The organism is Vibrio gazogenes (genome assembly GCF_002196515.1).
GTDB classification, from domain to species: domain Bacteria; phylum Pseudomonadota; class Gammaproteobacteria; order Enterobacterales; family Vibrionaceae; genus Vibrio; species Vibrio gazogenes_A.
The window spans coordinates 1032484-1057719 of the sequence record NZ_CP018835.1; the positions used below are offsets into that span (position 1 = coordinate 1032484).

Below are 25236 nucleotides of genomic sequence, written 5' to 3' on the forward strand. Positions count from 1 at the left end.
TTGTCAGCTTGCGCTCCTGACTGCGCTTGTTAAAATAAGTGACCAGTACGATACAGTGCCTATCAAATAAAATAGAGATTACCGATGTCTGTAAATATAAAAACCGCAGAAGAAATAGAGAAGATGCGTGTTGCCGGCCAGCTTGCGGCAGATGTACTCGAAATGATTGAACCTCACGTCAAACCCGGTGTAACGACAGAAGAACTGGATCAAATCTGCCATCGGTACATCACAGAAACCCAACAGGCCATTCCGGCGCCACTCAATTATCATGGCTTCACAAAATCCATTTGTACGTCCATTAATCATGTGGTCTGTCATGGTATTCCGGCAACTGAAGATAGTACATACGGCCAAATTCAGCGCCCAGCAGTGCTAAAGGATGGCGATATTATCAACCTCGATATCACTGTGATTAAAGACGGATACCACGGTGATACTTCCAGAATGTTTTTGGTTGGCAATGTCTCTCCGGCAGATAAGCGTTTGTGTATGGTGGCACAAGAAAGCCTGTATCTGGCAATGAAAGTGGTGAAACCCGGCATCCAATTGGGTGAAATCGGTACCGCGATTGAAAAGTACATCAAAACGAACAATAAAAATAATCCGCGAATGAAGTTTTCTATTGTGAAAGATTACTGCGGTCACGGTATCGGAGCCGGATTCCATGAGGAGCCACAAGTTGTTCACTATAAAAACGGTGACAGAACAGTCCTGAAACCGGGAATGACATTTACTATCGAGCCGATGATTAATGCGGGTAAGTTTAGCTGCCGCCTAGATGAAGAAGATGGTTGGACTGTCTATACCGCAGATTGCAAAAACTCAGCGCAGTGGGAACATACGCTGCTCGTCACCGATACGGGTTGTGAAGTGCTCACCTTACGCAAAGACGAGACAATTTCCCGTCATTTACACAATATCTAAATTACACAATATCTAAATCAGAATCTGCCTGCATGTCGTGATACCCTAGCATTGCAGGCATTCTCCTCCTGCTAAGAATCGATGCGATTCACGACTCAAAACGCGATAAACTTGCCTCATCGCGGCTGTGTTTTTTCCAATTGGATGTAAAGGGAAAAGGTAGGCTTCTGAAGGTATCTTTGATAGATTCATAGTTATAAACAAGATGTATGTCGCACGGATGCTACTAATATGCATGTTCAATCCCCACTCACACTACAAGACGAACAACTAACACTTTCCTCGCTGAAAAATCAGCTGGAAATGTTTGCCGACGAGCAAAAACAGCAGTTTCTGAACGCTCATTCAGTACCGGATTTGGTTTATGGTCGAGCAGAATTCATGGATCAATTGCTGCAACGTTTATGGCAGTTTTATCATTTCCATCAGATCGACGAACTTACACTGATCGCGGTGGGAGGTTATGGCAGAAAAGAACTTCACCCGTTGTCAGATATCGATATTTTAATTCTTTCCAAACAAAAACTTCCAACCCACGTTCAGACACAGATCAGTAAATTCATCACGCTTCTCTGGGATTTAAAACTTGAAGTCGGTCATGCCGTCAGAACCATTGCAGAGTGTAGTCAGATCGGTCGTGAAGATTTAACCGTCGCTACCAACCTACAGGAAGCCAGAAGGCTCGCTGGTTGTGAAGAGATATACCATCAACTCAAACTCATCATTCTGTCAGAATCATTCTGGCCGACAGAGACGTTCTACCGGGCCAAAGTTGAAGAACAGAAAGCGCGTCACGCCCGTTATCATGATACGACTTATAATTTGGAACCCGATATCAAATCAACGCCTGGTGGGTTAAGAGATATTCATACACTCAGTTGGATTGCCAGACGACATTTTGGGGCAACCTCATTATTCGAAATGAGTAGCCACGGTTTCCTCACAGATGCTGAATATCGGGAGCTGGCTGAATGTCAGGAGTTTTTATGGCGGGTACGTTTTGCGCTACATCTAGAGCTCAAACGTTACGATAATCGCCTAACGTTTGCCCATCAAGCTCAAGTCGCCGAACATCTGGGATTTCAGGGAGAAGGCAACCATGCTGTTGAGATGATGATGAAAGAGTTTTACCGCACGCTTAGACGAGTGGCTGAACTCAATAAAATGTTACTCAAACTCTTTGATCAGGCTATTCTGGATGAAGATGATGCCTCCCTGCCGACAATCATCAATGACCATTTTCAAAAACGGGGCAACCTGATCGAACTTCGAACCGAAGGGCTTTTCCAACAATATCCGGAAACAATTCTGGATATGTTTATCCATATTGCGAACAACTCTCAGATTGAAGGTGTCGCTCCGACGACCATGAGACAGCTCAGAACAGCCCGACGCCGACTCAGCTACTTTTTACATACGCTGCCTTCAGCCCGGGAGAAGTTCATGGAATTGGTCCGGCACCCCAATGCGCTGACGAAAGCTTTTAGCCTGATGCATCGTCATGGCGTCTTATCCGCGTATTTGCCGCAGTGGAGTCATATTGTCGGACAAATGCAGTTCGACCTCTTTCATGTTTATACTGTCGATGAACACAGTATCCGTTTGCTCAAACATATTCGGATTTTCAGTGATCCCAAAAATCATGAACATCACCCGATCTGCTGTGAAGTGTACCCTCGCCTGCAAAAGAAAGAGCTACTGATTATCGCGGCTATTTTCCATGATATTGGTAAAGGACGTGGCGGTGACCATTCAGAAATTGGCGCGGTCGAAGCCTATGACTTCTGTATTGAACATGGTTTATCAAAGCCCGAGGCAAAATTGGTATCATGGCTGGTACAGAATCACTTACTCATGTCGGTGACGGCACAGCGACGCGATATCTATGATCCAGAAGTCATTATTGAGTTTGCGAAAACAGTCCGTGATGAAGAATATCTTGAGTTTCTCGTCTGTCTGACCGTTGCGGACATCTGTGCAACAAACCCAGAATTGTGGAATAGTTGGAAAAGGACCTTGCTGGCAGAACTGTTTTATTCGACCCAGCGGGCACTCCGCAGAGGTCTGGAAAACCCAGTAGATGTCAGAGAGCGCATCCGACACAACCAACAACTCTCTTCGGCTTTGCTAAGAAAAGAAGGCTTTAGTCTGCAAGACATTGATTCGTTATGGCAACGTTTCAAAGCAGACTATTTCTTACGCCATACACATAAACAAATCGCTTGGCACTGTACGCACATGTTACGCCACCAAGCGCCAGATGAACCTCTGATCTTAATCAGCAAGAAAGCCACCCGTGGTGGTACAGAAATTTTTGTGTATACCAAAGACCAACATGCGCTGTTTGCCACGGTTGTTGCAGAACTTGACCGCAAAGGCCTGAATGTCCATGACGCTCAGATCATGACCAGTAAAGATGGTTACGCGCTGGATACATTTATGGTGTTGGACCAAAATGGAGATACCATTGATGCTGAGCGCCATCAAACACTGACCTCCCATCTCTACCGAGCGATCCGACAGGGAACACCAGCCCTACATAAAACCCGCCGGACCCCCAGTAATTTAAAACACTTTAAAGTCAAGACGCAGGTTGATTTTCTGCCGACCAAGAGTAAAAAACGCACACTCGTTGAATTTGTAGCATTAGATATGCCAGGGTTACTTGCGACAGTCGGTGCGACATTTTCTGAGTTGGGATTTGATATTCACGGTGCCAAGATCACGACTATCGGTGAACGAGCTGAAGACTTATTCATCATTACCAGTACCGCACATGGCAAGCTGAGTATTGAAGAACAGGAAAATCTGCGACAGGTTTTAATCGAAAATGTGGATGCACTCATGCCCCACTAAGTGGGGTTATCACGCTTCAAACCGGGGATAAATAGAGCGATCCATACCACAACTTTCAATGCAAAATAGGAACATGCGCTACCTCAACCGAGAAGAGGCTGATACATTGATATTATCACTAGCCATCGGAGAGATAGTCTATGTTCCCACACCTCAGTAACCTGGGAATCAATGATCCCACCCAAATAGAACGCTACACCGTCCGTCAGGAAGCCCTGAAAGATGTGCTGAAGATTTATTTTCGTAAACAAAAAGGAGAACTGTTTGCGAAAAGTGTGAAGTTCAAATACCCGAGACAAGTGAAAAATGTGCTGGTCGATGGTGGGAGTCACCAATACAAAGAGATCACAGAAATCAGTCGTAATCTCACATTAGTCATTGATGAACTCAACCACATCACAACCCCAGAAGAACTCTCCGAACAAGACCTGAAAGAAAAAATACTCAGTGATCTGCGCCATTTGGAAAAAGTCGTCACCAGTAAGATCCACGAAATTGAAAATGATTTAATGAAATTAAAATGATAGATAAGGTTCCCGGCTGGGAACCTTGCTTTCACAACTATCGAGCCTCAGCCAAACCACCCAATCCCAAAACCGATCCCCGCCAGCACAATCCCTGCCATCACTCCGGCGAGTACGTCATCGATCATGATGCCGAATCCACCGGCCACATGCTGATCCAGCCAGCGAATCGGCCATGGTTTAACCATATCGAAAAAGCGGAATAATACAAAACCGAGAGCGATCCATGACCACTCACCACTCCCCTGAACCATATAGGGAACAACTAACATTGTGATCCAAAAGCCTACAAATTCATCCCAGACGATCGAACCATGATCGTGAACATGCATATCATCTGAAGTCCGCTGACAGATTTTTATACCGATCAATGTAGCGAAGAGTGTGATGGCGACATAGATCGCAAATGGCAACTGAGACAATAATAAATAGAATGGAATTGCGGCCAGCGTTCCCATAGTGCCGGGAATCACTGGGGATAAACCACTGCCAAACCCCGTCGCCAGTAAATGCCAAAGATTGCCCAGATGCAGCCTTTCTGTGGGTTTCATCAATTACTTCTCCTGCTGAAAATGATCATAGCCGGCTAACTCCCATGACAAGGGATTACCTGCATGATGTAGTTCCCACTGTCCTTGAGACCGAATCTGTCCAATGCAAGTTAACGGGGTATCACAATGAGAGAGCGCACTGACCAATGAGCCTTGATTTTCCCCCGGGACGGTAAAACAGAGTTCGTACTCCTCACCACTTGTTAATGCGTACTGCTGGGCTTTGACCATATCACCGCCTACGTACTGTAGCAGTGCTTCAGAAATCGGCAGGCGACTCACGTCAATACTGGCTCCCACACCTGAGCCGGTCAGAATGTGTTGGATATCACTAATGAAGCCATCAGAGATATCAATCGCGGCCGAAGCCTGTTTTAACAAGGATTGCCCGGCAAGAATTCTGGGGGTCGCAAAGTAGTGACGCTTTTCGAGTTCCCGACTCACATCATCAAGAGTTTGCTCCGCAGATAAAATCAGTTCTAACCCGGCTTTACTATCTCCCAGTGTTCCTGTCACATAAATCCAGTCTCCGACCTTTGCGCCATTGCGAGTCAACGCTTGTGTTTCTGGTACGAAGCCATGTACGGTCAGCGTGATACTCAACGGCCCTCTGGTGGTATCACCACCAATTAATTGAATATTGTAGTAACTTGCTAACTCAAAAAAGGCATCACAAAACCGACTCAACCACACTGAATCCGTTTCAGGTAGCGTCAAAGCCAGCGTACACCATGCTGGTGTAGCCCCCATCGCGGCTAAATCACTTAAATTAGAGACAAGAGCTTTATGTGCGATCCAGGCAGGATCTGCCTCAGGAAGAAAATGGGTCCCGGAGACCATCGTATCTGTACTGATCGCAAGCCGAACTTGCTCAGGTACTTTTACAATCGCGCAATCATCGCCAATGCCAAGTTGAACATCTTTACGCTGTGTTTGTCGTTGCTTAAAGAAACGATCAATTAAACGAAATTCACCCGTCATAAATTTTTCCTGAATATGGAGAGAGATATCATGCACATAAAAAAGGTCAGCTCTCGCTGACCTTCTCATTTTAATCGCTTTCTACGTCTTACGAACACTTATTTCTTACGAACATGAGGCGCTGCTTTATCCAGCACACCATTGACGAATTTATGGCTATCTTCTGCTGCAAAAGATTTTGCTAATTCAATGGCTTCATTGATCACGACTTTATAAGGCACATCTCCGCGACGCGTCATCTCATACATCGCCAAGCGAAGCAAAGCAAGTTCCATCATGTCCAGGTCTTGCATCGGACGAGAAGCATAGGGACGAATTTTGCTATCCAGCTCAGTGTGACTCTGCACGACACCGGTGAGCAAATCGCGAAAATACTCAACATCAGTTTCAGGGGCGCGAAGTGCTGGCTCCGTTGAGCGGTGCTCTTCATCATCATATTTATCACTAGAGAGAAACTGAGCCTCAATTGTTGAGACATTCTCACGGGTAATTTGCCAAGAATAAATAGCCTGTAAAGCAAACTGGCGTGCATTACGACGTGCGGCTGGTTTCACATGCGCCCCCATTAGGAATCAATTGCAGAAAGAACATTAATCATTTCAAGCGCGCTCAGTGCAGCCTCTGCACCTTTATTACCAGCCTTGGTTCCTGCGCGTTCAATCGCTTGATCGATGGTATCAACGGTCAATACACCAAAAGCGACAGGTAGGCTATACTCGAGAGAAACCTGAGCTAAGCCTTTATTACACTCATTACAAACATAGTCAAAGTGCGGTGTTCCGCCTCGGATCACGGTCCCGAGAGAGACGATCGCATCAAACTGACCTGTTTTTGCAACTCGCTGCGCGACAAGCGGCAGTTCAACAGCACCCGGACAACGAACAACCGTAATATTCTCATCACTTACCTGACCGTGACGCTTCAACGTGTCAATTGCACCGGAAAGTAAACTTTCATTAATAAAACTATTAAACCGTGAAATGACAATCGCAATTTTCGCGTGAGGTGCCGGGAAACCTCCCTCAATCACTTTCATAAACTTTCCTTAAAACTCTGTTGATCAGCGAGAATCGGCGGATTCTAGCATAGTTCCATGATTAATTTCTAATGGTATTTCTGAAGACGCAAGGAAACAAATTGCCTGTTTTCATCCGAGCATCCCCGCTCAGATGACTTACTGACTGATATATTCCACAACATTCAGTCCAAACCCACCTAATGCATGATATTTTTTATTCGCGGATGAGAGCAACTTCATATTGGTGACGCCTAAGTCAGCAAGGATTTGTGAACCAACACCGACACGACGGGATGTCCCTTGTTTTTTGGCCATCGCAGGCGCTTCACCTTTATCCTGTAGTTCAAACATCTTGACCCGATGAATAATCAGTTCCGAAGATTCTTCATTGCCGAGCAGAACTAACACACCACCTTCAGCACTAATACGTTTCATCGCATCTTCAATACTCCAGCTCCGATCGGTATTCCGATCACTATGAAGTACATCCGTGAAGGTATTAATCAAGTGAACCCGAACCAGAGGAATATCTTGGTTCTCTTTCTCTTTGACCAACGCATAATGAACCTGGTTATCGATGACGTCACGATAAGTGATTAAATCGAATTCACCATGGACGGTTGGCAACTGACAAGTCGCAACACGCTCAATCGTGGTTTCAGTGTTGTTTCGGTATTCAATGAGGTCAGCAATCGTCCCTAGCTTAATTTGGTGTTTCTCTGCAAAGACTTCCAGATCTGGACGTCTTGCCATACTACCGTCTTCTTTTAGAATCTCGACAATTACCGAAGCCGGCTCCAAACCCGCTAATCTTGCCAAGTCACATCCGGCTTCCGTATGTCCGGCACGAATCAATACGCCACCATCTTGAGCGGCAAGCGGGAAAATATGACCGGGTTGAACAAGATCAGAAGCCTTTGCATCAGGTGCAACCGCAGCCTGAACCGTTCGGGCACGATCTCCGGCAGAAATCCCAGTGGTAACGCCTTCAGCAGCTTCAATCGAAACCGTAAAATTGGTGGTAAATTGGGCGTTATTATCTTGAACCATCGGAGCCAGCCCCAGACGCTGACAACGCTCTTTGGTCATCGTCAGACAGATCAGCCCCCGCCCATGCGTTGCCATAAAATTAATCGCTTCTGGTGTAATATGCTCTGCGGCAATAATCATATCACCTTCATTTTCGCGATCTTCATCGTCCATCAGGATAACTATTTTACCCTGGCGAATATCTTCGATAATTTCTTGGGGGGTGCTAATTGCCATCGTTCTTATCCTCGGTACTGAAATTAGACTATTGTTCTGTATGATGCTTCAATGCAACCGCAAGCAACAAATTGTGGATCATTCAAGCAAAACCATTCTGCTGTAAAAATTCGAAGGTCATTGCGGAACTCTGCTCCCCCTTGTCGGGAGCTCCGGCACTCAGTAAGCGCTCCAAATAACGAGCCATCACATCGACTTCAAGATTCACTCGTCGCCCGACCCGAAATGCGTGAATGGTAGTTTCTGACGATGTGTGGGGAATAATCGTCAGTTTAAAAGCGTTGTGGCGTAATGCATTGACGGTCAGACTGATCCCATCCACAGTGATAGACCCCTTTTCCGCCACGTAACGGCAAATGTCTTCCGGTAAAGCAATCCAAAATTCAATCGCCCGACCAACCTGAGCGCGCTCAATAATCTCGCCGACCCCATCCACATGTCCGGAAACAATGTGTCCGCCAAACCGAGTTGTCGGTAACATGGCTTTTTCCAGATTGACTCGATCGCCCACTTGAGCATGAGCAAAACTCGATTTATTGAGCGTTTCCAACGATAAATCAGCGGTATAACTTCTTTCCGTCAGCGCCACGACCGTCAGACACACACCGTTGGTCGCGATGCTGTCGCCCAGTTTGACATCTGACATATCCAGAGAACCGACTTCGACCTGAATGGAAACATCTTCACCTTTCGGGGTAATCGCGGTGAGCGTCCCGATAGATTCAACAATACCAGTAAACATGGTGTTACTCTTATATTTGTACGTTGGGGGAATGATACTGCGGTATCACAGTCATACGAACGTCGGGGCCAACCCGAACTACATCAGCGATATCGAGCTGAAATACATCTTGCATCGATTCAAAACCAAACTGACCAAACAACCCTCGTCCGTCACTGCCCATTAATTTGGGAGCCAGATAGAGAATGATTTCATCGACTAACTGCTGTGACAGCAATGCCTGCGAGAGTGTCGCCCCGGCTTCAACCCACAGATGATTGATTTGGTGCTTGTCAGCTAATTGGCATAGCAGAGCACGAAGGTCGAGTTTTCCTGTTGAATCAAGAGCGACACAAATATCTGCGTCGTCCTGCCCCACAGTCAACACGGGCCCGTCACCATCATATAGTTTCAGCCCGTCATGTAAGCGATGATGCTGATCTAAAATGATGCGTACCGGTTGACGAATCTCAGCCAATGGATACCTCTGGCCAACCGATTCAGGGAGTGCGTGATGCCGAACTGTCAGAGCCGCATCATCAGCAATCACGGTTTGGCTGGTAGACAAAATTGCACTAGCTTTGGCGCGAAACTTTTGTACATCGGTCCGGGCTTCCACAGACGTGATCCATTGACTGACACCGTTTGCTAAAGCCGTCTGCCCGTCAAGGCTGGCTGCCATTTTCAACTGAACCCATGGCATTCCGGTTTTCATTCGTTTGAGGAAAGCAGGATTGAGTGCGTTTGCATCGGCTTCCAGCAAGCCAGTCAGAACTTCAATGCCTGCAGCTTGCAACATCGCAATTCCTCGGCCGGCGACTTGCGGATTTGGATCTTGCATCGCACAAATGACTTTAACCACACCTGCCTGAATCAAACCTTCAGCACAAGGGGGCGTTCGACCGTAATGAGAACAAGGTTCCAACGTAACGTAAGCCGTTGCGCCTTTCGCTTGCGTTCCAGCCTGCCGCAGTGCGTGAACTTCCGCATGAGGTCCACCAGCCTGAACATGATACCCTTCCCCGACGATCTGACCGGCTTTGGCGAGCACACAGCCTACATTAGGATTGGGAGTGGTGGTGTAAACCCCCCGCTTTGCTAATGCGATCGCTTTTGACATCATTTGATAGTCAAACGCGCTAAAAACACTCATCAATACTGCCTTCTAGTCTTCCAATCTGGCAATTTCTTCACCAAATTCCCGAATATCTTCGAAGCTCCGGTAAACCGAGGCGAAACGAATGTAAGCGACTTTATCAAGCTCTTTCAACTGTTCCATCACTAAGTTACCAATCAAGTCACTTGGAACTTCTCGTTCACCCGTCGCCCGCAAACGCGACTTAATCGTGCTGATGGATAGATCAATGGCATCAGCGCTGACAGGTCGCTTTTCTAGCGCTCTCAGCATCCCACTGATCATTTTTTCCTCATCAAAGGGTTCACGGTTACCATTTGACTTAATCACTCTGGGCATCACCAGCTCTGCGGTTTCAAATGTGGTAAACCGCTCATGGCAAGCCAGACACTGCCGGCGGCGACGTACTTGGTGTCCATCGGCAACCAAACGCGAATCAATGACTTTCGTATCATTTTCCGAACAAAAAGGACAATGCATAACACCTCCACTCCAATGAGAGTGAGTTTAACGGAATTGCTAACGCGAGGGAAAGAAAAAGGGGCAAAAATGCCCGCTTATCACACAATCCATTCGATTCATCTAAAAATATCAACTTCTGGACAAATAATCCGCTCGGCCGACCCACTTATAGCTGGTGAGTTCTTCGAGTCCCATCGGCCCTCGGGCATGTAATTTCTGCGTTGAAACAGCGACTTCAGCACCTAAACCAAACTGAGCACCGTCAGTAAAACGCGTTGAAGCATTCACATACACCGCAGCAGAATCAACAGCATTAATAAATTGTTCAGCATGATCGAGTCGGTTGGTCAAAATCGCATCCGAATGACTCGCATGATGCGCTCGCATATGCTGAATCGCTTGTTCCAGATTCTCCACTACTTTCACACCCAGCGTATAACTGAGCCATTCGGTATCAAAGTCACCATCCTGAGCTGCTCTCAAAGATGCTGCATCCGTCAGGCCAGCCTGTGCTGATTCATCGGCAACAAAAGTCACCTTATCACTCAAACGTTGCGCCAGTTGAGGTAAAAACTCAGTAGCAATCTGCTGATGAACTAATAATGTATCTAAGGCATTACAGGCTGATGGACGTTGCACTTTGGCATTTTCAATCACATCCAGAGAGCGATTTAGGTCAGCACTCGCATCGATAAACATATGGCTGATACCAAAACCACCAATAATCACCGGGATCGTACTATTTTCCTGACACATTTTGTGTAGTCCGGCACCACCGCGTGGAATGATCATATCGACGTATTGATCCAGCTTCAGGAGTTCGCTGACCAGCGTGCGGTCAGGATTGTCGATATATTGCACCGATGCGGCCGGTAATCCGGCTTTTTCCAATGATGACTGAATGACTTTGACCAGTGCCATATTTGAGTTGAACGTCTCTTTTCCGCCTCGCAATATACTCGCATTACCGGTTTTCAAACATAGCGCGGCAATATCGATTGTCACATTGGGACGGGCTTCATAAATGACACCGACAACCCCTAACGGCACACGACGACGAGAAAGAGACATGCCATTTTCCAGAATACGACGATCCATTTCTTGACCCACCGGGTCCTGTAAACCAACCACATTCCGTACATCACTGGCAATGCCGGCCAAACGCTCAGTGTTGAGTAATAACCGATCCAACAAAGCCTCGCTTAATCCTGACTGACGTCCTTGCTCAATATCCAGCGCATTCGCTGCCAAAATTGCATCACGGTTTGCTTCCAGCTCATCGGCAATAATGGTTAAAGCCCGGTTTTTCTGTGCCGTTGTTGCTGTTGATAATTGGAAAGCGGCTTCTTTCGCAGCTTTTCCCATCGATATTAGATCCACGCTATGCTTCCTTTTTATTCCTGAATCACGACCATATCATCCCGATGTACAACTTCGGAACCATAATCATGCCCCAGTAGTTCATTAATTTCTTTACTATGTTTGCCTTGAATAATCTCTAGATCCTGACTGGAATATGAAGATATCCCTCGGGCAATCACCTGCCGTGACTGATTGAGAATAATGGCCACATCACCTCGGGAAAATACACCATAAATGCCGATGATCCCTTTCGCCAGCAGACTACTTCCTTGAGAAACAACTGCGTTCACGGCGCCATCATCAATCATAATTTCGCCAGATGCTGCTGGCCCAGCCAGAATCCAACGCTTGCGATTCTCCAACGCTTCTTCCAATGGTAAGAAGCGTGTCCCTTGAGGATGTTCGCTCAATGAATCCGAAATCACATTCGGGGCTCGTCCTGAAGCAATAATCACTTCAATACCAGCCCGACGAGCAATATCTGCAGCTTGTAACTTGGTTGCCATACCACCGGTTCCGAGTGTCGTACCACTTCCCCCGGCAATTTTCCGCAGCGTATCATCAATTTTTTTGACTTCCCGAATCAGTTCAGCATTGGGATCTTTACGCGGGTCAGCGGTAAATAGTCCCGATTGATCGGTTAAAAGCAAGAGCTTATCTGCACCACATAAGATACCGACTAACGCGGATAGATTGTCATTATCGCCCACTTTAATTTCAACGGTTGCGACAGCATCGTTTTCATTCACGATGGGAATAATGTCATGGGCGATTAACGAATTCACGGTATCTCGTGCATTTAAAAAACGTTCACGATCTTCTAAATCAGCACGAGTCAGCAACATCTGACCGATTTTGAGATCGTAAATCGAGAATAGAGATTCCCAAACCTGTATGAGCTGGCTTTGACCGACGGCTGCCAGCAATTGCTTACTTGCGATCGTATTCGGCAGTGCCGGATAGTCAAGATGCTCTCTTCCGGCAGCGATTGCCCCCGAAGAGACCAAGACAACTGCATGTCCTTGACGCTTCAGCTCAGCACACTGTCGGACAAGCTCTACCATTTGTGCCCGATCAAGCGCTAGCGTCCCGCCAGTCAGAACACTGGTTCCCAACTTGATAATAATTGTTTTTGATTGTCGTTCGTTTTCAGGTTGTTCTATCGCCATCATCAATCATACGATCTAAGTAGAAAAGGAGAGATTCTTTTTAGCAATCAAAAGGGCAATTCACAAGTAGAAAAAGGTGCAACCGCACCTTTTTTAACAGAATGAGAAAATAAGAGGAGAATTATTTATCGACTAACAGAGGATCGCAGGTGACTAGCGCATAGCCAAATTTATCATTGAGTAACGTTTCAAGCTTTTCGTGGAACGCTTTTTGAGTTCGGTGAACTTCTTCTAATGCCTTCGGTTGGGGCTCTTCAAGAACCCAGTTTCCAGCGTGATCATATCGCCCGATGGCATATTTTGCTTCAAATTGCTGCTCATCCGAGTGTGATAATGACATCCACCACCCCCAAAACTCTCTCACTTCCGGTGATTTTTTATCATCAACGCAAACGGCCAGACAATCAAATAGATAAGTGCCACTCTGATATTGTTCTTCTCTCAAATATGGACCTAACGATTTAAAGGCTGCATTTAGTCGGTGGTAGGTTGGTTCCTTGCTCAATTCTGGCATTTCAGCACTCCTTTTTTACAGAATTGCATGTCACTCTAACGATCAACAATGCGCATATCTTGTACATAAAATAGCACAAAAATTCACTGCATTAGTTCATCTTCAAGCCAGTTTATCGCCAAATCGAGGGCTTGCTCATATCCGTGAAATAATGTCTTTGACTTAATCTCTTTTGCTCGCCCACCAGCACTATAGTTTGCAACCAATTGATTGTCTGAAGGCGGTGATACCGGATCACCCTCCAATCCCAAAGCCAAAATAGGTGTTTTTGTTTTTCTACCGGTAAGAAACCCTTGTGCTTTCAGTGACCACGCTCGCAACTGCGTAGATAAACTATCAATGTCGACCACATTTTTTCCTAATCGAGATGCCAGCACATCCAAATACATCTTCGGCATCCGTTTTAATTTTTCAGGAGAAGACAGAATATCATGAACCGGTGCGCCTAAAGCGATACAAGCTTTGATTTTACTGGATTCAACAAATGACAGCCGGATCATCGCATTACCGCCAAAACGAAACCCGATTAATCCGACGCGGTGATGATCAACCCAGGGTAAGCGAGCCAACTGATTCAGAACGGTTTGATGGAGAACAGAGGTATCTTCGGTTAAAGGCCATTGCGAGTTGTATCCGATGGATGGCATATCAACCGTCAACATCGCAATATCCCGCTGTGCCAGATAATCTCGGAACAAACGCCACATATCGGTTTGCAGGCTATCAAGACCAGCCGTCACAATAACAACAGGCTGGGGGCGCTCGGTATGTGATAAGTGCAGATGTGCAATAATGTTCTTGTTTTTATACGGAAACTCTAACTGTTTCACAATGTATCCAGAACGTTTCGCGGCTTCCGTATAGGCGGTGTTTGCCAATGCCTGAGCCTGAATAGCAAGCGTGTCATTCTTGAGATGGGGATATCCGGCGATACTAAAACATAAGGACGCTGCAAACATGCGCTCAGCCGCGGCTTCCCCCTCAAGCTGATCAGATTCATGCTGATAACGGGTACCTAATTTATTCCATTCATAAGCCCAGTTACCTTGCCGATATCCCATCACCGTATCTAGCCATTCATCAACCGTTCTCGAATGTGATGAAGATGCGATCCGTGCTAAAACTTCTTCCTGATCAATCGAATCAATGCCCTGCCATGCCCATTGCATTCGCCTCAATGTTCGATACCAAGCGCCCTCAATTTTCTGAGTCACAAATCCTTGACTACTTGACATGTACTGGGTCAATGCAGAGGTTTCTTTAGCCTGTTTATGGTTATCAAACAATCGCTCAGAAAGGTTGTCACTGTTCTTGTTACTCTTAAACATAAATCGGGACCACTTCAGAAAACGTTTAAATTCATCAAAAAAAATGGTCCATAACAGGACCATTTTCTCAAATTAGTATCAATTCATACGAAAAGATCTATTTCAGCTTACGATTCACTGGCTCAACATAGGATAGTACAGTATCCCAAGGTTGTTCAATCCATGTATCCTGAGCCACATCAACGATGTATTCGTCAACTAAATCTTTACCGGCCGGCTTGGCACACACGGTCACGAGTTTAGCTTTTGGATACAACTCACGAATTTTACGGGCTGTATCACCACTATCAACTAAGTCATCGATAATCAAATACCCTTCACCATCATGCTCAGGCGCTTTCAGTACGCTCATATCACGCTGATGATCATGGTCATAGCTAGAAATACAGATTGTATCGACGTAACGAATACCCAATTCTCGCGCAAGAATCGCTGCTGGTACAAGTCCACCACGACTCACCCCAATCAGACCTTTCCACTGTTCTGCGGGCATTTGTCGCTCGGCAAGTTGACGACAATACATCTGCATATTATCCCAGGTAATCAGGAATCTTTTGCTCATTGTTTTCTATCCAATTTTTTATCTAAAATCTAAATTCGTTAACCTGCGATATATTTTACAACAAAAATCGCAGCCATGAACCACACGCTGAGTGAAACATGACGGGCTTTACCACTCAAGAGTTTAATCATTGCATATGAGATAAACCCTAAAGAGATACCTTCTGCAATTGAAGATGTGAGAGGCATCATTAAACAAGTCACGACAACGGGTGCAGCCTCAGTGAGATCACGCCAGTCAATACTCACCAACCCAGATAGCATCAGAATAGAAACATAAAGGAGTGCACCTGCGGTTGCGTAGGCGGGAATCATCCCTGCAAGAGGCGCAAAGAATAAAGCAAACAGGAAGAGAATTCCAACAACAACAGCCGTTAATCCTGTTCGTCCACCTGTCGCAACACCAGCAGCACTTTCAATAAAAGAGGTCGTATTCGATGTTCCGAACAATGCTCCCGTAACTGTTGCTGAAGAATCAGCCAACAATGCTCGGTTCAGGCGAGGAATTTTTCCATCTTCACCAATCAGATCTGCTTTTTGAGCGACACCCACTAATGTTCCGGCTGTATCGAACAAATCCACGAACAAGAATGCAAATACAACCGAGATCATCCCCACATCTAATAACGCTGAGAAATCGAGCTGTAAAAATGTCGGAGCAATACTCGGTGGCATCGACACCACACCGGCCCAGTGGATATCACCAAGCATCAAGCCTATTGCACTGATCGCCAGAATAGAAATCATCACACCGCCTTTGACGTTGCGATAAACCAGTGCGATGGTGAGAAAGAAACCGAGTGCGCCTAAGATACAGTGAAGTGAGGTAATATTGCCAAGAGAAACCAATGTGGCTGGATTATCAACGATGATGCCAGCATTTTTTAATGCAATAAAGGCAAGAAATAAACCGATACCCGCTGAGATACCGGTCCTTAAAGACATCGGAATCGAATTGATAATCCATTCTCGAATCTTAAATAAACTCAGTATGATGAACAATACGCCTGAAGCAAATACCGCAGCCAAAGCGACCTGCCACGTATACCCCATGCCAAGCACGACGGTATAGGTAAAAAAGGCATTCAGCCCCATCCCCGGCGCCAGCGCAATCGGATAATTCGCGATAAATCCCATGATGAAACAACCAACAGCTGCCGCCAAACAGGTTGCAACAAAAACAGCGCCACGATCCATTCCCGTATCGGCTAAGATCGCTGGATTAACAAAAATGATATAAGCCATGGTTAGAAAAGTCGTGATTCCCGCAATGACTTCTGTTCGCATGGTTGTGCCATGTTCACTCAGTTTAAATAGCTTCTCGAGCATGATGGTTCCTGTATAGATTCAAGTAAACGGTTGCGTAAACGATTGGGAGGCGATTATAGAGAGTAAAGACAGCAAATTCTAGCGTAATTCATATAAAAACTGACCTAATAGTCAAGTTTATGAAACCTTGTAAATATTCCGATTGACGCAACAAAAGTCATCAAAAATGCATGAGGCATCCCCCCATGACGAACAGGGTCAGGCCAGACAATACCATGTGAAAGGATAAAAAAACGCCACTTCACATGAAGTGGCGCTGGAAAGGGATCAAAATCTTCCAATAAAAATTAGGGGTGAACAAAAAATGTCCGAGCTGCAAGTTTCCATCATGTCCAATTCCACAACAGACCATCAAAGCAAATTGGTCTAGTCAGAGTCCCGAATATCCCCCATCAATTTTACAGAGGAATGCTTCATTCAGGTCACTCAGTAAATGGGTTAAATAGAAGCATTGCAAACAGTGTTGAATATACCACAAAGAAAATTTATTACAACAATATCGTGATCAAAACCAAATAAATCAAATTTCAGTGACTCTTTTATTGAGATTGATGTAATTTAATTACCAAAAAATGACTGTTCTGTGTAATTTTATTCCTTAACTGTAGCAATCGAAATCAATACTATTCATATCTGATTTTTTAAAAAAACAGGTCTCATGCTATCCCCTACATGATGAGGGTGATATTCTCTTGCTATCGACTGGTGCGCATGGTCTTCAGTACACTCGATTTCTCAAGTACAGACGAATGCTTAAATACAGATGAAGCATGAAGCACCAACTCAGTTTAATTTGATCCACTTTTCATCAACCACATTGTTTTTTATCAACCACATTGTTTTTCATCAACAACCACATTGTGGAACAGGAGTCTTCAGTGTCAGAATTCCAATCCGAAATTAGTCACCTTTCACCATCTCTCGTCTGGACGTTTTTCGATAAAATATGTTCTATCCCGCACCCCTCATACCATGAAGAAAACTTGGCTCAATACATTATCGGATGGGCCAAAGAACAGTCCCTTGATGTCAGACGCGATCCGACGGGGAATATTTTTATTAAGAAACCGGCAACATCAGGCATGGAAAACCGCAAGGGGGTCGTACTGCAAGCACACCTGGATATGGTGCCACAAAAAAATGAAGAGACGGTTCACAACTTCGCCCAGGATCCTATTCGTCCTTATATTGATGGTGACTGGGTCACTGCTCAAGGGACCACTCTCGGTGCAGATAATGGTATCGGGATGGCAACCTGCCTTGCCGTGTTGGCTTCAGACAATATCCAACATGGTCCTTTAGAAGTACTGTTAACGATCAACGAAGAAGCTGGCATGACTGGCGCATTTGGTCTGGAGCCGGGTTATCTGGAAGGAGAGATCCTACTGAATACCGACTCAGAACAGGAAGGTGAAGTTTATGTCGGATGTGCCGGAGGCATTAACGGCTTACTCGCTTTTGATATTGAACGTAGTCAAGTTCCGGCAAACCATGTGGTCCGCAAACTCCAGCTTAAGGGTCTCAAAGGCGGCCATTCAGGTTGCGACATCCATCTCGGCCGAGGAAATGCCAATAAATTATTCGCTCGATTTTTGGCACAACATGCCGAGCCACTGGCATTACGACTGATTGATTTTCAGGGTGGCTCTTTGAGAAATGCCATTCCCCGTGAAGGCACTGTGACCTTATGTCTCCCTGAAGAGCATATCTCTAAGCTAACAGAGGCATTCCAACATTTCACAGCAACAATTCGTCAGGAACTGGCACAAGCAGAAGGTCATATCATCACCGAATGCCATGACGTTGCACTGGATCCGGAGCAACATCAGGTCTTCGACTTATCGACTCAACAACGTTTCATTGCAACGCTCAATGCCAGCCCTAATGGGGTGATTCGTATGAGTGATGATTTCTCTGGTGTGGTCGAAACCTCACTGAATCTGGGAGTCGTCAAAACGGATGAAACAACCATTTCTATCCTCAGCTTAGTTCGCTCTTTAATTGACTCCGGACGCCAGCAGGTAGAAAGCAGTCTGAGATCGATTGCTGAACTCGCAGATGCGAGAGTCGATTTCTATGATGCTTATCCCGGTTGGAAGCCTGATACAAATTCAGCCATTATGGCCATTTTCAGAGAACAGTACGAAAATATCTATGGTCATAAACCGAATATCATGGTGATTCACGCAGGTCTCGAATGTGGCTTATTCAAGCGCCCATACCCAGATATGGATATGGTGTCGTTTGGTCCGACGATTAAATTCCCACATTCTCCTGACGAAAAAGTGCAGATCAGCACAGTCCAGCAATTCTGGGAACAGATGATTGTGATGCTGAAAAGTATCCCTGAAAAAGATTAAGTCCTATCAGCCGTAGCGGAAAATCACAACATCCGCTACGGTCAATCCCCCTTTTGATATGGCGTAAGCTTAAGCATATTATCCCATTGAAAATAAAAATAATTGAGTCCCAGAGTTTAGTCCTTTTCATCTATCATGATTATTTATCGTGACGGATAATTTTTTTATTCGCTCAATATCGAAACTACTGGTAGTGTTCCCTCAGGCAACACCATATCTGTTTAAAAATTAAGCGCATTTCTGTATAAGATCCGCCCTAAGAACTATGATTGCTGATGGGGGAACAGCCTTGCAGGAATAACATTGCCCAGCGCCTTTCCTATCGATTCACGTCTATTAATCGAAGAATACAAAGATGAATGAAAAAATTATGATTGGCTGGAGAGAAACGCTCAGTCTCCCAGCTTTAGGAATTCCCGCGATCAATGCCAAGATTGATACTGGTGCAAAGACATCTTGTCTCCACGCATTTAAAGTGAAAACTTTCAAAAAAGAAGGCGAACAATGGGTGCGATTCTGGCTGCATCCTCGTCAAAAGGATGATTCAGAAGTTGTTATTTGTGAAGCGCCAGTGATTGACCGACGCATCGTCAGAAACTCCGGTGGCTATGAGGAAAAACGTTATGTAATCCGCACAGAAATCAAGCTTGGTACAGCGCAATGGCCGATCGATATTACGCTGACAAATCGTGAAAATATGGCATTTCGGATGTTATTAGGCAGGACAGCAATGCGACCAAGAATCATCGTTGATCCGGATGCATCATTTCTACTGACCTCTGGTGAGAACATATGAAAATCGGCATTCTTTCAAGAAACAGTTCACTCTATTCAACCCAACGACTGATTGAAGCATGTAAAGAACGGGGACATGATTACAAAGTGATCGATGCTTTACGCTGTTACATGAATATCAACTCAGAAAAACCGGAAATCCACTTTAAAGGAGAGCAGTTATCTGGATTTGGCGCCATCATTCCACGTATCGGCGCGTCTGTGACCTTTTACGGCACCGCGGTCTTACGTCAGTTTGAAATGATGGGGGTTTATCCGGTCAATGAATCTGTCGCAATCAGTCGTTCCAGAGACAAACTTCGTTCTATGCAATTACTGTCCAGAAAAGGCATTGGTATGCCGATCACCGGATTTGCCAGCAAACCCGATGATATTAAGGACTTATTAAACATGGTCGGCGGAGCGCCGGTTGTGATCAAGCTCCTTGAAGGAACCCAAGGGATTGGTGTCGTTTTAGCAGAAAACCGCAAAGCAGCGGAAAGTGTGATTGAAGCCTTTATGGGGCTCAAAGCACACATTATGGTGCAAGAATATGTGAAGGAAGCCGGTGGCGCAGATATCCGCTGTTTTGTGATTGGTGATAAAGTCATTGCCTCAATGAAACGTCAAGGCGCTGAAGGCGAATTTCGTTCAAACCTACACCGTGGCGGGACAGCAACACTGATCAAAATTTCGCCTCAAGAGAGAAAAACCGCTATTGATGCAGCAAAGATTATGGGGCTCAATGTTGCCGGAGTTGACCTACTCCGCTCTGCTCGTGGCCCACTGGTGATGGAAGTCAATTCATCTCCCGGTTTAGAAGGTATTGAAAAAGCGACAGGTAAAGATATCGCTGGCATGATCATTGATTTTGCCGAGAAGAATGCGCTTTTGAAAACAACAAGAACACGGGGACGAGGATAATCACGCCCCTCAAGAGCCAAGTAACAGGCTCTTGAGGGGGTATTGGTCACGGAAGGAACGTCGATAACGGAAAGTAGTCACTGACATTAAAAGACAAATAGAATCTCAAGTTCCCTCTTCAACTAAGAAAATAGAGAGAACCACATCACAGCAACAACAAAGAAAGGGCAGACATATTTAATATATGCTGGCCATAAACGTCCAAACCAGTGTTGAGATACGCCCGGAAAACCATGCTGAAGTTCTGTAATCTTAGCACGATGACGCCAAACCCATCCGCCAAGCAGACAGAACATCAAGGCTGCAAGCGGTTGTAGGTATTGTGTCGCCAACATCACTACCAATCCAAAAAGTGCCGAGAAATGATAGAGCACCACAACACTAAAGAGTGCAATAGCGCCACCCAGAGCCCACGTTGTACCATTTCGGCTGGTATTCCATCGCTCACTCACAAGCGTCACCGGACATTCAAGCATTGATATGGATGAAGTCAGCGCAGCAATCGTCAATAACAAAAAGAAGACAATAGCAAAAAATTGTCCGAAAATGCCCAAACTCTCAAACATCATGGGTAATACACGAAAAACCAAGGTATCAGAATTGAGTAAGCTTCCATCCGCTGCATAAATCTCAACACCTTGTTTCATTGCCACAAACATAGCGGGCATGACAACCAATCCGGCAATGAAGGCCACCCCAGTATCAACCAGTGTGACGCTCAACGCCATTTTGGGGAGATTTTCTTTTTTACTCAAATAAGAGCCATACACCAGCATCGAGCAACCACCGATTGTCAGCGAGAAGAACCCTTGCCCCATCGCAGCTAAAATCAGGTCTTTATTCCATATTTTTGTAAAATCGGGAATCAGATACTGCTTGAGCCCTTCAATGGCTCCGTCTTGCATCAAAATATAAATGAACAATACGGCAAAGAGGACAAACAGAGCTGGCATCAAACGTGTCGACCATTTTTCGATCCCCTGCTTTACTCCCCCCTGAACAATCAGAATTGTTAGAACATAGAAAATTACGGTTCCGAACAAGTTGCGCTCAACAGAGAAACCTTCTAACCACAGGGAGAGTTCTGCCCATCCCAATAACTGACAGAGAGCGGCCAGAAAGAAACAGATGATCCAGCCCCCAACAATACTGTAAAACGCAAGTACAGCACAGGGAACACTTAACCCCAACCACCCCACACCGGCGGCCAGTTTCTGAGCTTTCGGATCAGAAGAAAGAGCACGCATGCTATCAACTGGATTTGCTTGACCGTGGCGTCCAATCGCCATTTCAACGACCAACATCGGAAATGCAACAAAAGCAATCAGAACCAGATAGACTAACAGGAAAGCACCGCCACCATTACTGGCAACCTGAGTCGGGAACCCCCAAATATTGCCCAGCCCTACCGCAGCACCTGAAGCCGAAAGAATGAAACCAAGTCGAGACGCGAAAAAATCACGCGAAGAAGATTGTGCCATACCACTCATACAACATATCAATAAACTAGTTGATGAGTACAATAATCAAAAAATTGGCTTTTCACAATCAAAAAAGCGTATATTCGGTATGCAACGCTCAAATGTTCCTATATTCAACTGTCAATCAATATAAACAAACGATAAGTCTCTATTTTATCCGCCGATAGATATAGTATGTGAGTCACAAGAATGGGTGACAAAGCTGGTTACGGCAAATCACCAATCGAAGCTCATCTGTTCTTTTTCACTTTGCTCGATATTTAGTCCAACTGACAGACCGATAAGACGAATCCCCCGACCTTGTTGCCTCAACAACGCATCTCGCAATAATGCAGCAAAAAAATCTTTATCTAATGTCTGTTGTTTATGCTCAACTGTCGTTTGCTTAAAATCATCAAATTTCAACTTTATCCCTTGGCGGATAATTTCCTTTCCCGGGGATGCTTTTTCAAGTCGAGTGACTAAGTCTGGATATAATCGGTCAATCACCGCTAAGCATTCTGCTTCCGTATAAATATCTGTACTAAATGTTCTTTCAACACCGACGGATTTTCTCACTCTGGAAACTTCAACGGCTCTCTTATCGACACCGTGGCATCTGTCCCACAATGTTTGACCAAACCGGCCAAAGTGTTTGACCAGCAGATGATGTTCATATGCTTTGACATCCTTGCCATAAAACAGACCTAACTTGTGTAGTTTTTCTAATGTGACTTTTCCTACACCGGGAATTTTTCCCAGAGCTAACCCCTCAATAAAGGAATGCAACTCACTCGGGGGAATGACACAAATCCCATTTGGTTTATTTATATCTGAGGCCACTTTCGCAACAAATTTAATGGGGGCAACCCCTGCACTCGCAGTTAAATTCAGCTCAGATTCAATGGTCTTTCTGATATCTTGGGCAATCAAGGTCGCAGAGCCTTGAAATAACGAGGAATCCGTTACATCCAAATAGGCTTCATCTAAAGACAGAGGTTCAATCACATCGGTATATCGGGTAAAAATTTCACGGATTTGCTGAGAAACAGCTTTGTATTTCTCCATATTTCCAGAAATCACCGTCAAATGCGGACATAGTCTGAGTGCGTGGGCAGTTGGCATTGCTGAACGAATACCATATTGACGCGCCTCATAGCTACAAGTAGAGAGAACCCCGCGTCCAAACTGAGACCCTCCGATCGCCAATGGAATACCTCTCAGGCTGGGATCATCTCGCGCTTCAACCGCTGCATAATAACAATCAAGATCTATGTGAATGATTTTATTCGTCATCGTCATTCTCGATACTGATACTGAGTCACGTGTATTAAATTGGCTATCAAGCAAAATAGATACGCTGCTAGCCAACAACAAACACTGTTATTATATACAGTATATAGTTTTTCATCGCTTCTTTTAAGTGATCATGAGTAAAAAGCTGATTGATGAAATGTCGGAAGAGCGCGCGTTTCAACAACCGAATTCGTCATCAAACATGTTGATGAGCAACCCCACTAAAATAAAAAACATCTTCAGTGAAACGTATATACGTAAAATTCTCGAAACCGCTCTAAACTTATTGAATAATCTAACATTTACATAAATGTACACTGACTTGTGGGATGTTCCCAGAATTACACATTTAACACTCCATATGATGCATATTGTGCTATAGGATGAGCAAACACTAAGCGCATGCGGAGTACCATTTATGTTTAAAAAAAAATATATGTATGTCGGATTAGTGTTGCTAGGTATAAGCAGTGGTGCTATGGCTCATTCTTTATATCCCAACACGACTCCCCACGAAATCCCACAGTCAAAGCTAACCAGTAGTGAGCTGCCAAATCTTTTGATCGGTGATAACGAGTTTGTCTACCAGCCCCATTTTCGACCATTTGATATCGATCGTTTTTTAGCGGATAACCAACCTTCATGGCGGGCACACAAGGAATCACTGAAGCATTGGGCAGGAGCAACCGGTGTTGATCCCAGAGTGCTGTTAACGACACTAATGGTTATTCATCCAAAACAAGTACCGACAGCGAATGAGATTAAAGCCGTAGCAAATCAGTTGTCACAACATTTCTACTACTACGATTCACACAAATCACTGACCCAGAAAAATTACAATGCTGCCACTTTGGCGGTTGTACAGCAATTGCCGGCATTAGCAGATTGGATGAATTGGCAACGTCAATATGAACAGTGGTTCGGTCCGATCCTCCCTGCACAAAAAGCACAGCAGAAAGTAAAACCAGCATCTCCAGCTCTTGCTTTAGCGCCTGCGATTTCTGATGCTAATTATGACCTCGGTATTATCCAATGGCCATGGATGCAAGGCTATTCATGGATACCCAATGGCCCACATTCACACACTGGAGATGGATATCCTTTATCATCTATCGATGTTTCCTATAACTGGCCACGTTGGGGAGAGAACACTTATAGTGTTACAGCCGCTCATGATGGTTACGTGACAGTCATGTCTCGTTGTCAGGTAAGAGTGACCAACCCCAACGGATGGGCAACGAACTACTATCATATGGACTGGATTCAAGTAGAAAATGACCAATGGGTCACGAGAGATACTGAATTAGGTATTTATGCGAACCAACGTTCAACCGCTCTTTGTGAAGGCGGTTCATCGACGGGCCCACATTTGCATTTTTCTTTACTTTATCAAGGTCGTTTTCAATCTTTACAGGGCGTTCAGCTAGGCCCATACCAAATTCAGGTTGGCCGTTACAACTATGATAATGATTGTCGCTATAGTTGGCTATACGACACGCGAACTCGACGCAAAGTGTGCCTGAATCAAAGTGTTGACAACCCAGCTCGTTAGAACTTCGGTTGGCCTTATTCCATAAAGGGTAAATTCTAATGTTCGATCTCCCATAACTTGAGGGGAGATTGAACATATGAATAAGCCCTTATTCTCAAATCCTCAAGATTACGTCTAACTTAAAGCGTCTTTTTATAACATAACACCTTTCTGAGCATACATTTTC

The 25236-nt window shown here is 45.0% G+C and carries 23 protein-coding genes; 7 read left to right on the forward strand and 16 right to left on the reverse strand.

Going from position 1 to position 25236, the window contains the following annotated elements; translation table 11 throughout:
- Positions 1–84 precede the first annotated feature (84 nt).
- From map to BSQ33_RS04775, 3 genes are all read left to right on the forward strand, one after another.
- Positions 85–927 (forward strand): type I methionyl aminopeptidase, encoded by an 843-nt coding sequence (gene map / locus BSQ33_RS04765; protein WP_088133457.1) that lies wholly within the window; start codon positions 85–87, stop codon positions 925–927.
- A 231-nt stretch (positions 928–1158) separates the two neighbouring features.
- Positions 1159–3783: a bifunctional uridylyltransferase/uridylyl-removing protein GlnD gene (glnD, locus tag BSQ33_RS04770; protein WP_088133458.1), complete on the forward strand. Its 2625-nt coding sequence runs from the start codon at positions 1159–1161 to the stop codon at positions 3781–3783.
- 140 nt (positions 3784–3923) lie between these two features.
- Positions 3924–4307: a DUF3461 family protein gene (locus tag BSQ33_RS04775; RefSeq protein ID WP_088133459.1), complete on the forward strand. Its 384-nt coding sequence runs from the start codon at positions 3924–3926 to the stop codon at positions 4305–4307.
- A gap of 47 nt (positions 4308–4354) precedes the next feature.
- Here the strand turns inward: BSQ33_RS04775 and pgpA are convergent, their stop codons facing one another.
- From pgpA to BSQ33_RS04845, 14 genes are all read right to left on the reverse strand, one after another.
- Positions 4355–4861 carry a phosphatidylglycerophosphatase A gene (gene pgpA, locus BSQ33_RS04780; protein ID WP_420070621.1) on the reverse strand — a complete coding sequence of 169 codons (507 nt, stop codon included), beginning with the start codon at positions 4859–4861 and terminating at the stop codon, positions 4355–4357.
- Positions 4862–5839 carry a thiamine-phosphate kinase gene (gene thiL / locus BSQ33_RS04785; protein WP_088133461.1) on the reverse strand — a complete coding sequence of 326 codons (978 nt, stop codon included), beginning with the start codon at positions 5837–5839 and terminating at the stop codon, positions 4862–4864.
- A gap of 98 nt (positions 5840–5937) precedes the next feature.
- The gene (gene nusB, locus BSQ33_RS04790; RefSeq protein WP_088133462.1) at positions 5938–6405 is read right to left on the reverse strand and encodes a transcription antitermination factor NusB; all 468 of its coding nucleotides are present in this window, start codon (positions 6403–6405) and stop codon (positions 5938–5940) included.
- Complete coding sequence (ribE, locus tag BSQ33_RS04795; RefSeq protein WP_072956243.1) at positions 6405–6875, reverse strand: 6,7-dimethyl-8-ribityllumazine synthase; 471 nt, start codon at positions 6873–6875, stop codon at positions 6405–6407. Before ribE ends, nusB begins: the two co-directional genes overlap by 1 nt.
- A gap of 138 nt (positions 6876–7013) precedes the next feature.
- Positions 7014–8123 (reverse strand): bifunctional 3,4-dihydroxy-2-butanone-4-phosphate synthase/GTP cyclohydrolase II, encoded by a 1110-nt coding sequence (ribBA, locus tag BSQ33_RS04800; RefSeq protein WP_088133463.1) that lies wholly within the window; start codon positions 8121–8123, stop codon positions 7014–7016.
- 82 nt (positions 8124–8205) lie between these two features.
- On the reverse strand, positions 8206–8865 hold the full coding sequence (locus BSQ33_RS04805) for a riboflavin synthase (RefSeq protein WP_088133464.1): 660 nt from the start codon (positions 8863–8865) through the stop codon (positions 8206–8208).
- 10 nt (positions 8866–8875) lie between these two features.
- Complete coding sequence (gene ribD, locus BSQ33_RS04810; protein WP_088133465.1) at positions 8876–9997, reverse strand: bifunctional diaminohydroxyphosphoribosylaminopyrimidine deaminase/5-amino-6-(5-phosphoribosylamino)uracil reductase RibD; 1122 nt, start codon at positions 9995–9997, stop codon at positions 8876–8878.
- Positions 9998–10009: 12 nt separating this feature from the next.
- Positions 10010–10459 carry a transcriptional regulator NrdR gene (gene nrdR / locus BSQ33_RS04815; protein WP_088133466.1) on the reverse strand — a complete coding sequence of 150 codons (450 nt, stop codon included), beginning with the start codon at positions 10457–10459 and terminating at the stop codon, positions 10010–10012.
- A gap of 111 nt (positions 10460–10570) precedes the next feature.
- A complete protein-coding gene (locus tag BSQ33_RS04820; RefSeq protein WP_088133467.1) occupies positions 10571–11821 on the reverse strand; it encodes a glutamate-5-semialdehyde dehydrogenase in 1251 nt (416 codons plus the stop codon).
- A 14-nt stretch (positions 11822–11835) separates the two neighbouring features.
- Positions 11836–12975: a glutamate 5-kinase gene (proB, locus tag BSQ33_RS04825; RefSeq protein ID WP_088133468.1), complete on the reverse strand. Its 1140-nt coding sequence runs from the start codon at positions 12973–12975 to the stop codon at positions 11836–11838.
- A gap of 118 nt (positions 12976–13093) precedes the next feature.
- The gene (crl, locus tag BSQ33_RS04830) at positions 13094–13486 is read right to left on the reverse strand and encodes a sigma factor-binding protein Crl (RefSeq protein ID WP_088133469.1); all 393 of its coding nucleotides are present in this window, start codon (positions 13484–13486) and stop codon (positions 13094–13096) included.
- Positions 13487–13569: 83 nt separating this feature from the next.
- Positions 13570–14814: an esterase FrsA gene (gene frsA / locus BSQ33_RS04835; RefSeq protein ID WP_088134531.1), complete on the reverse strand. Its 1245-nt coding sequence runs from the start codon at positions 14812–14814 to the stop codon at positions 13570–13572.
- Between the two features lie 97 nt (positions 14815–14911).
- Entirely contained in the window at positions 14912–15376 is a 465-nt protein-coding gene (gene gpt, locus BSQ33_RS04840; RefSeq protein ID WP_072956220.1) for a xanthine phosphoribosyltransferase, read from the reverse strand.
- Between the two features lie 38 nt (positions 15377–15414).
- Positions 15415–16704, reverse strand: coding sequence for an NCS2 family permease (locus BSQ33_RS04845; protein WP_088133470.1), 1290 nt, complete (start codon positions 16702–16704; stop codon positions 15415–15417).
- An 878-nt stretch (positions 16705–17582) separates the two neighbouring features.
- Between BSQ33_RS04845 and BSQ33_RS04850 the strand changes: the two genes are divergently transcribed.
- The 3 genes from BSQ33_RS04850 to rimK all read left to right on the forward strand — a co-directional run bounded on the left by BSQ33_RS04850 (position 17583) and on the right by rimK (position 20762).
- Entirely contained in the window at positions 17583–19064 is a 1482-nt protein-coding gene (locus BSQ33_RS04850; RefSeq protein ID WP_088133471.1) for an aminoacyl-histidine dipeptidase, read from the forward strand.
- Between the two features lie 355 nt (positions 19065–19419).
- On the forward strand, positions 19420–19860 hold the full coding sequence (locus BSQ33_RS04855; protein ID WP_088133472.1) for an ATP-dependent zinc protease: 441 nt from the start codon (positions 19420–19422) through the stop codon (positions 19858–19860).
- Positions 19857–20762, forward strand: coding sequence for a 30S ribosomal protein S6--L-glutamate ligase (gene rimK, locus BSQ33_RS04860; protein WP_088133473.1), 906 nt, complete (start codon positions 19857–19859; stop codon positions 20760–20762). The genes BSQ33_RS04855 and rimK overlap by 4 nt, the downstream gene beginning before the upstream one ends.
- Positions 20763–20884: 122 nt before the next feature.
- Here rimK and BSQ33_RS04865 read toward each other — a convergent pair whose 3' ends face one another.
- Together BSQ33_RS04865 and dinB are read right to left on the reverse strand one after the other, a co-directional pair.
- Positions 20885–22243, reverse strand: a complete 1359-nt coding sequence (locus BSQ33_RS04865) for a sodium-dependent transporter (protein ID WP_088134532.1) — start codon at positions 22241–22243, stop codon at positions 20885–20887.
- A gap of 216 nt (positions 22244–22459) precedes the next feature.
- Positions 22460–23518, reverse strand: a complete 1059-nt coding sequence (gene dinB, locus BSQ33_RS04870; RefSeq protein WP_088134533.1) for a DNA polymerase IV — start codon at positions 23516–23518, stop codon at positions 22460–22462.
- 418 nt (positions 23519–23936) lie between these two features.
- Between dinB and BSQ33_RS04875 the strand changes: the two genes are divergently transcribed.
- Positions 23937–25070, forward strand: coding sequence for a M23 family metallopeptidase (locus tag BSQ33_RS04875; RefSeq protein WP_088133474.1), 1134 nt, complete (start codon positions 23937–23939; stop codon positions 25068–25070).
- The last annotated feature ends 166 nt before the right edge of the window (positions 25071–25236 follow it).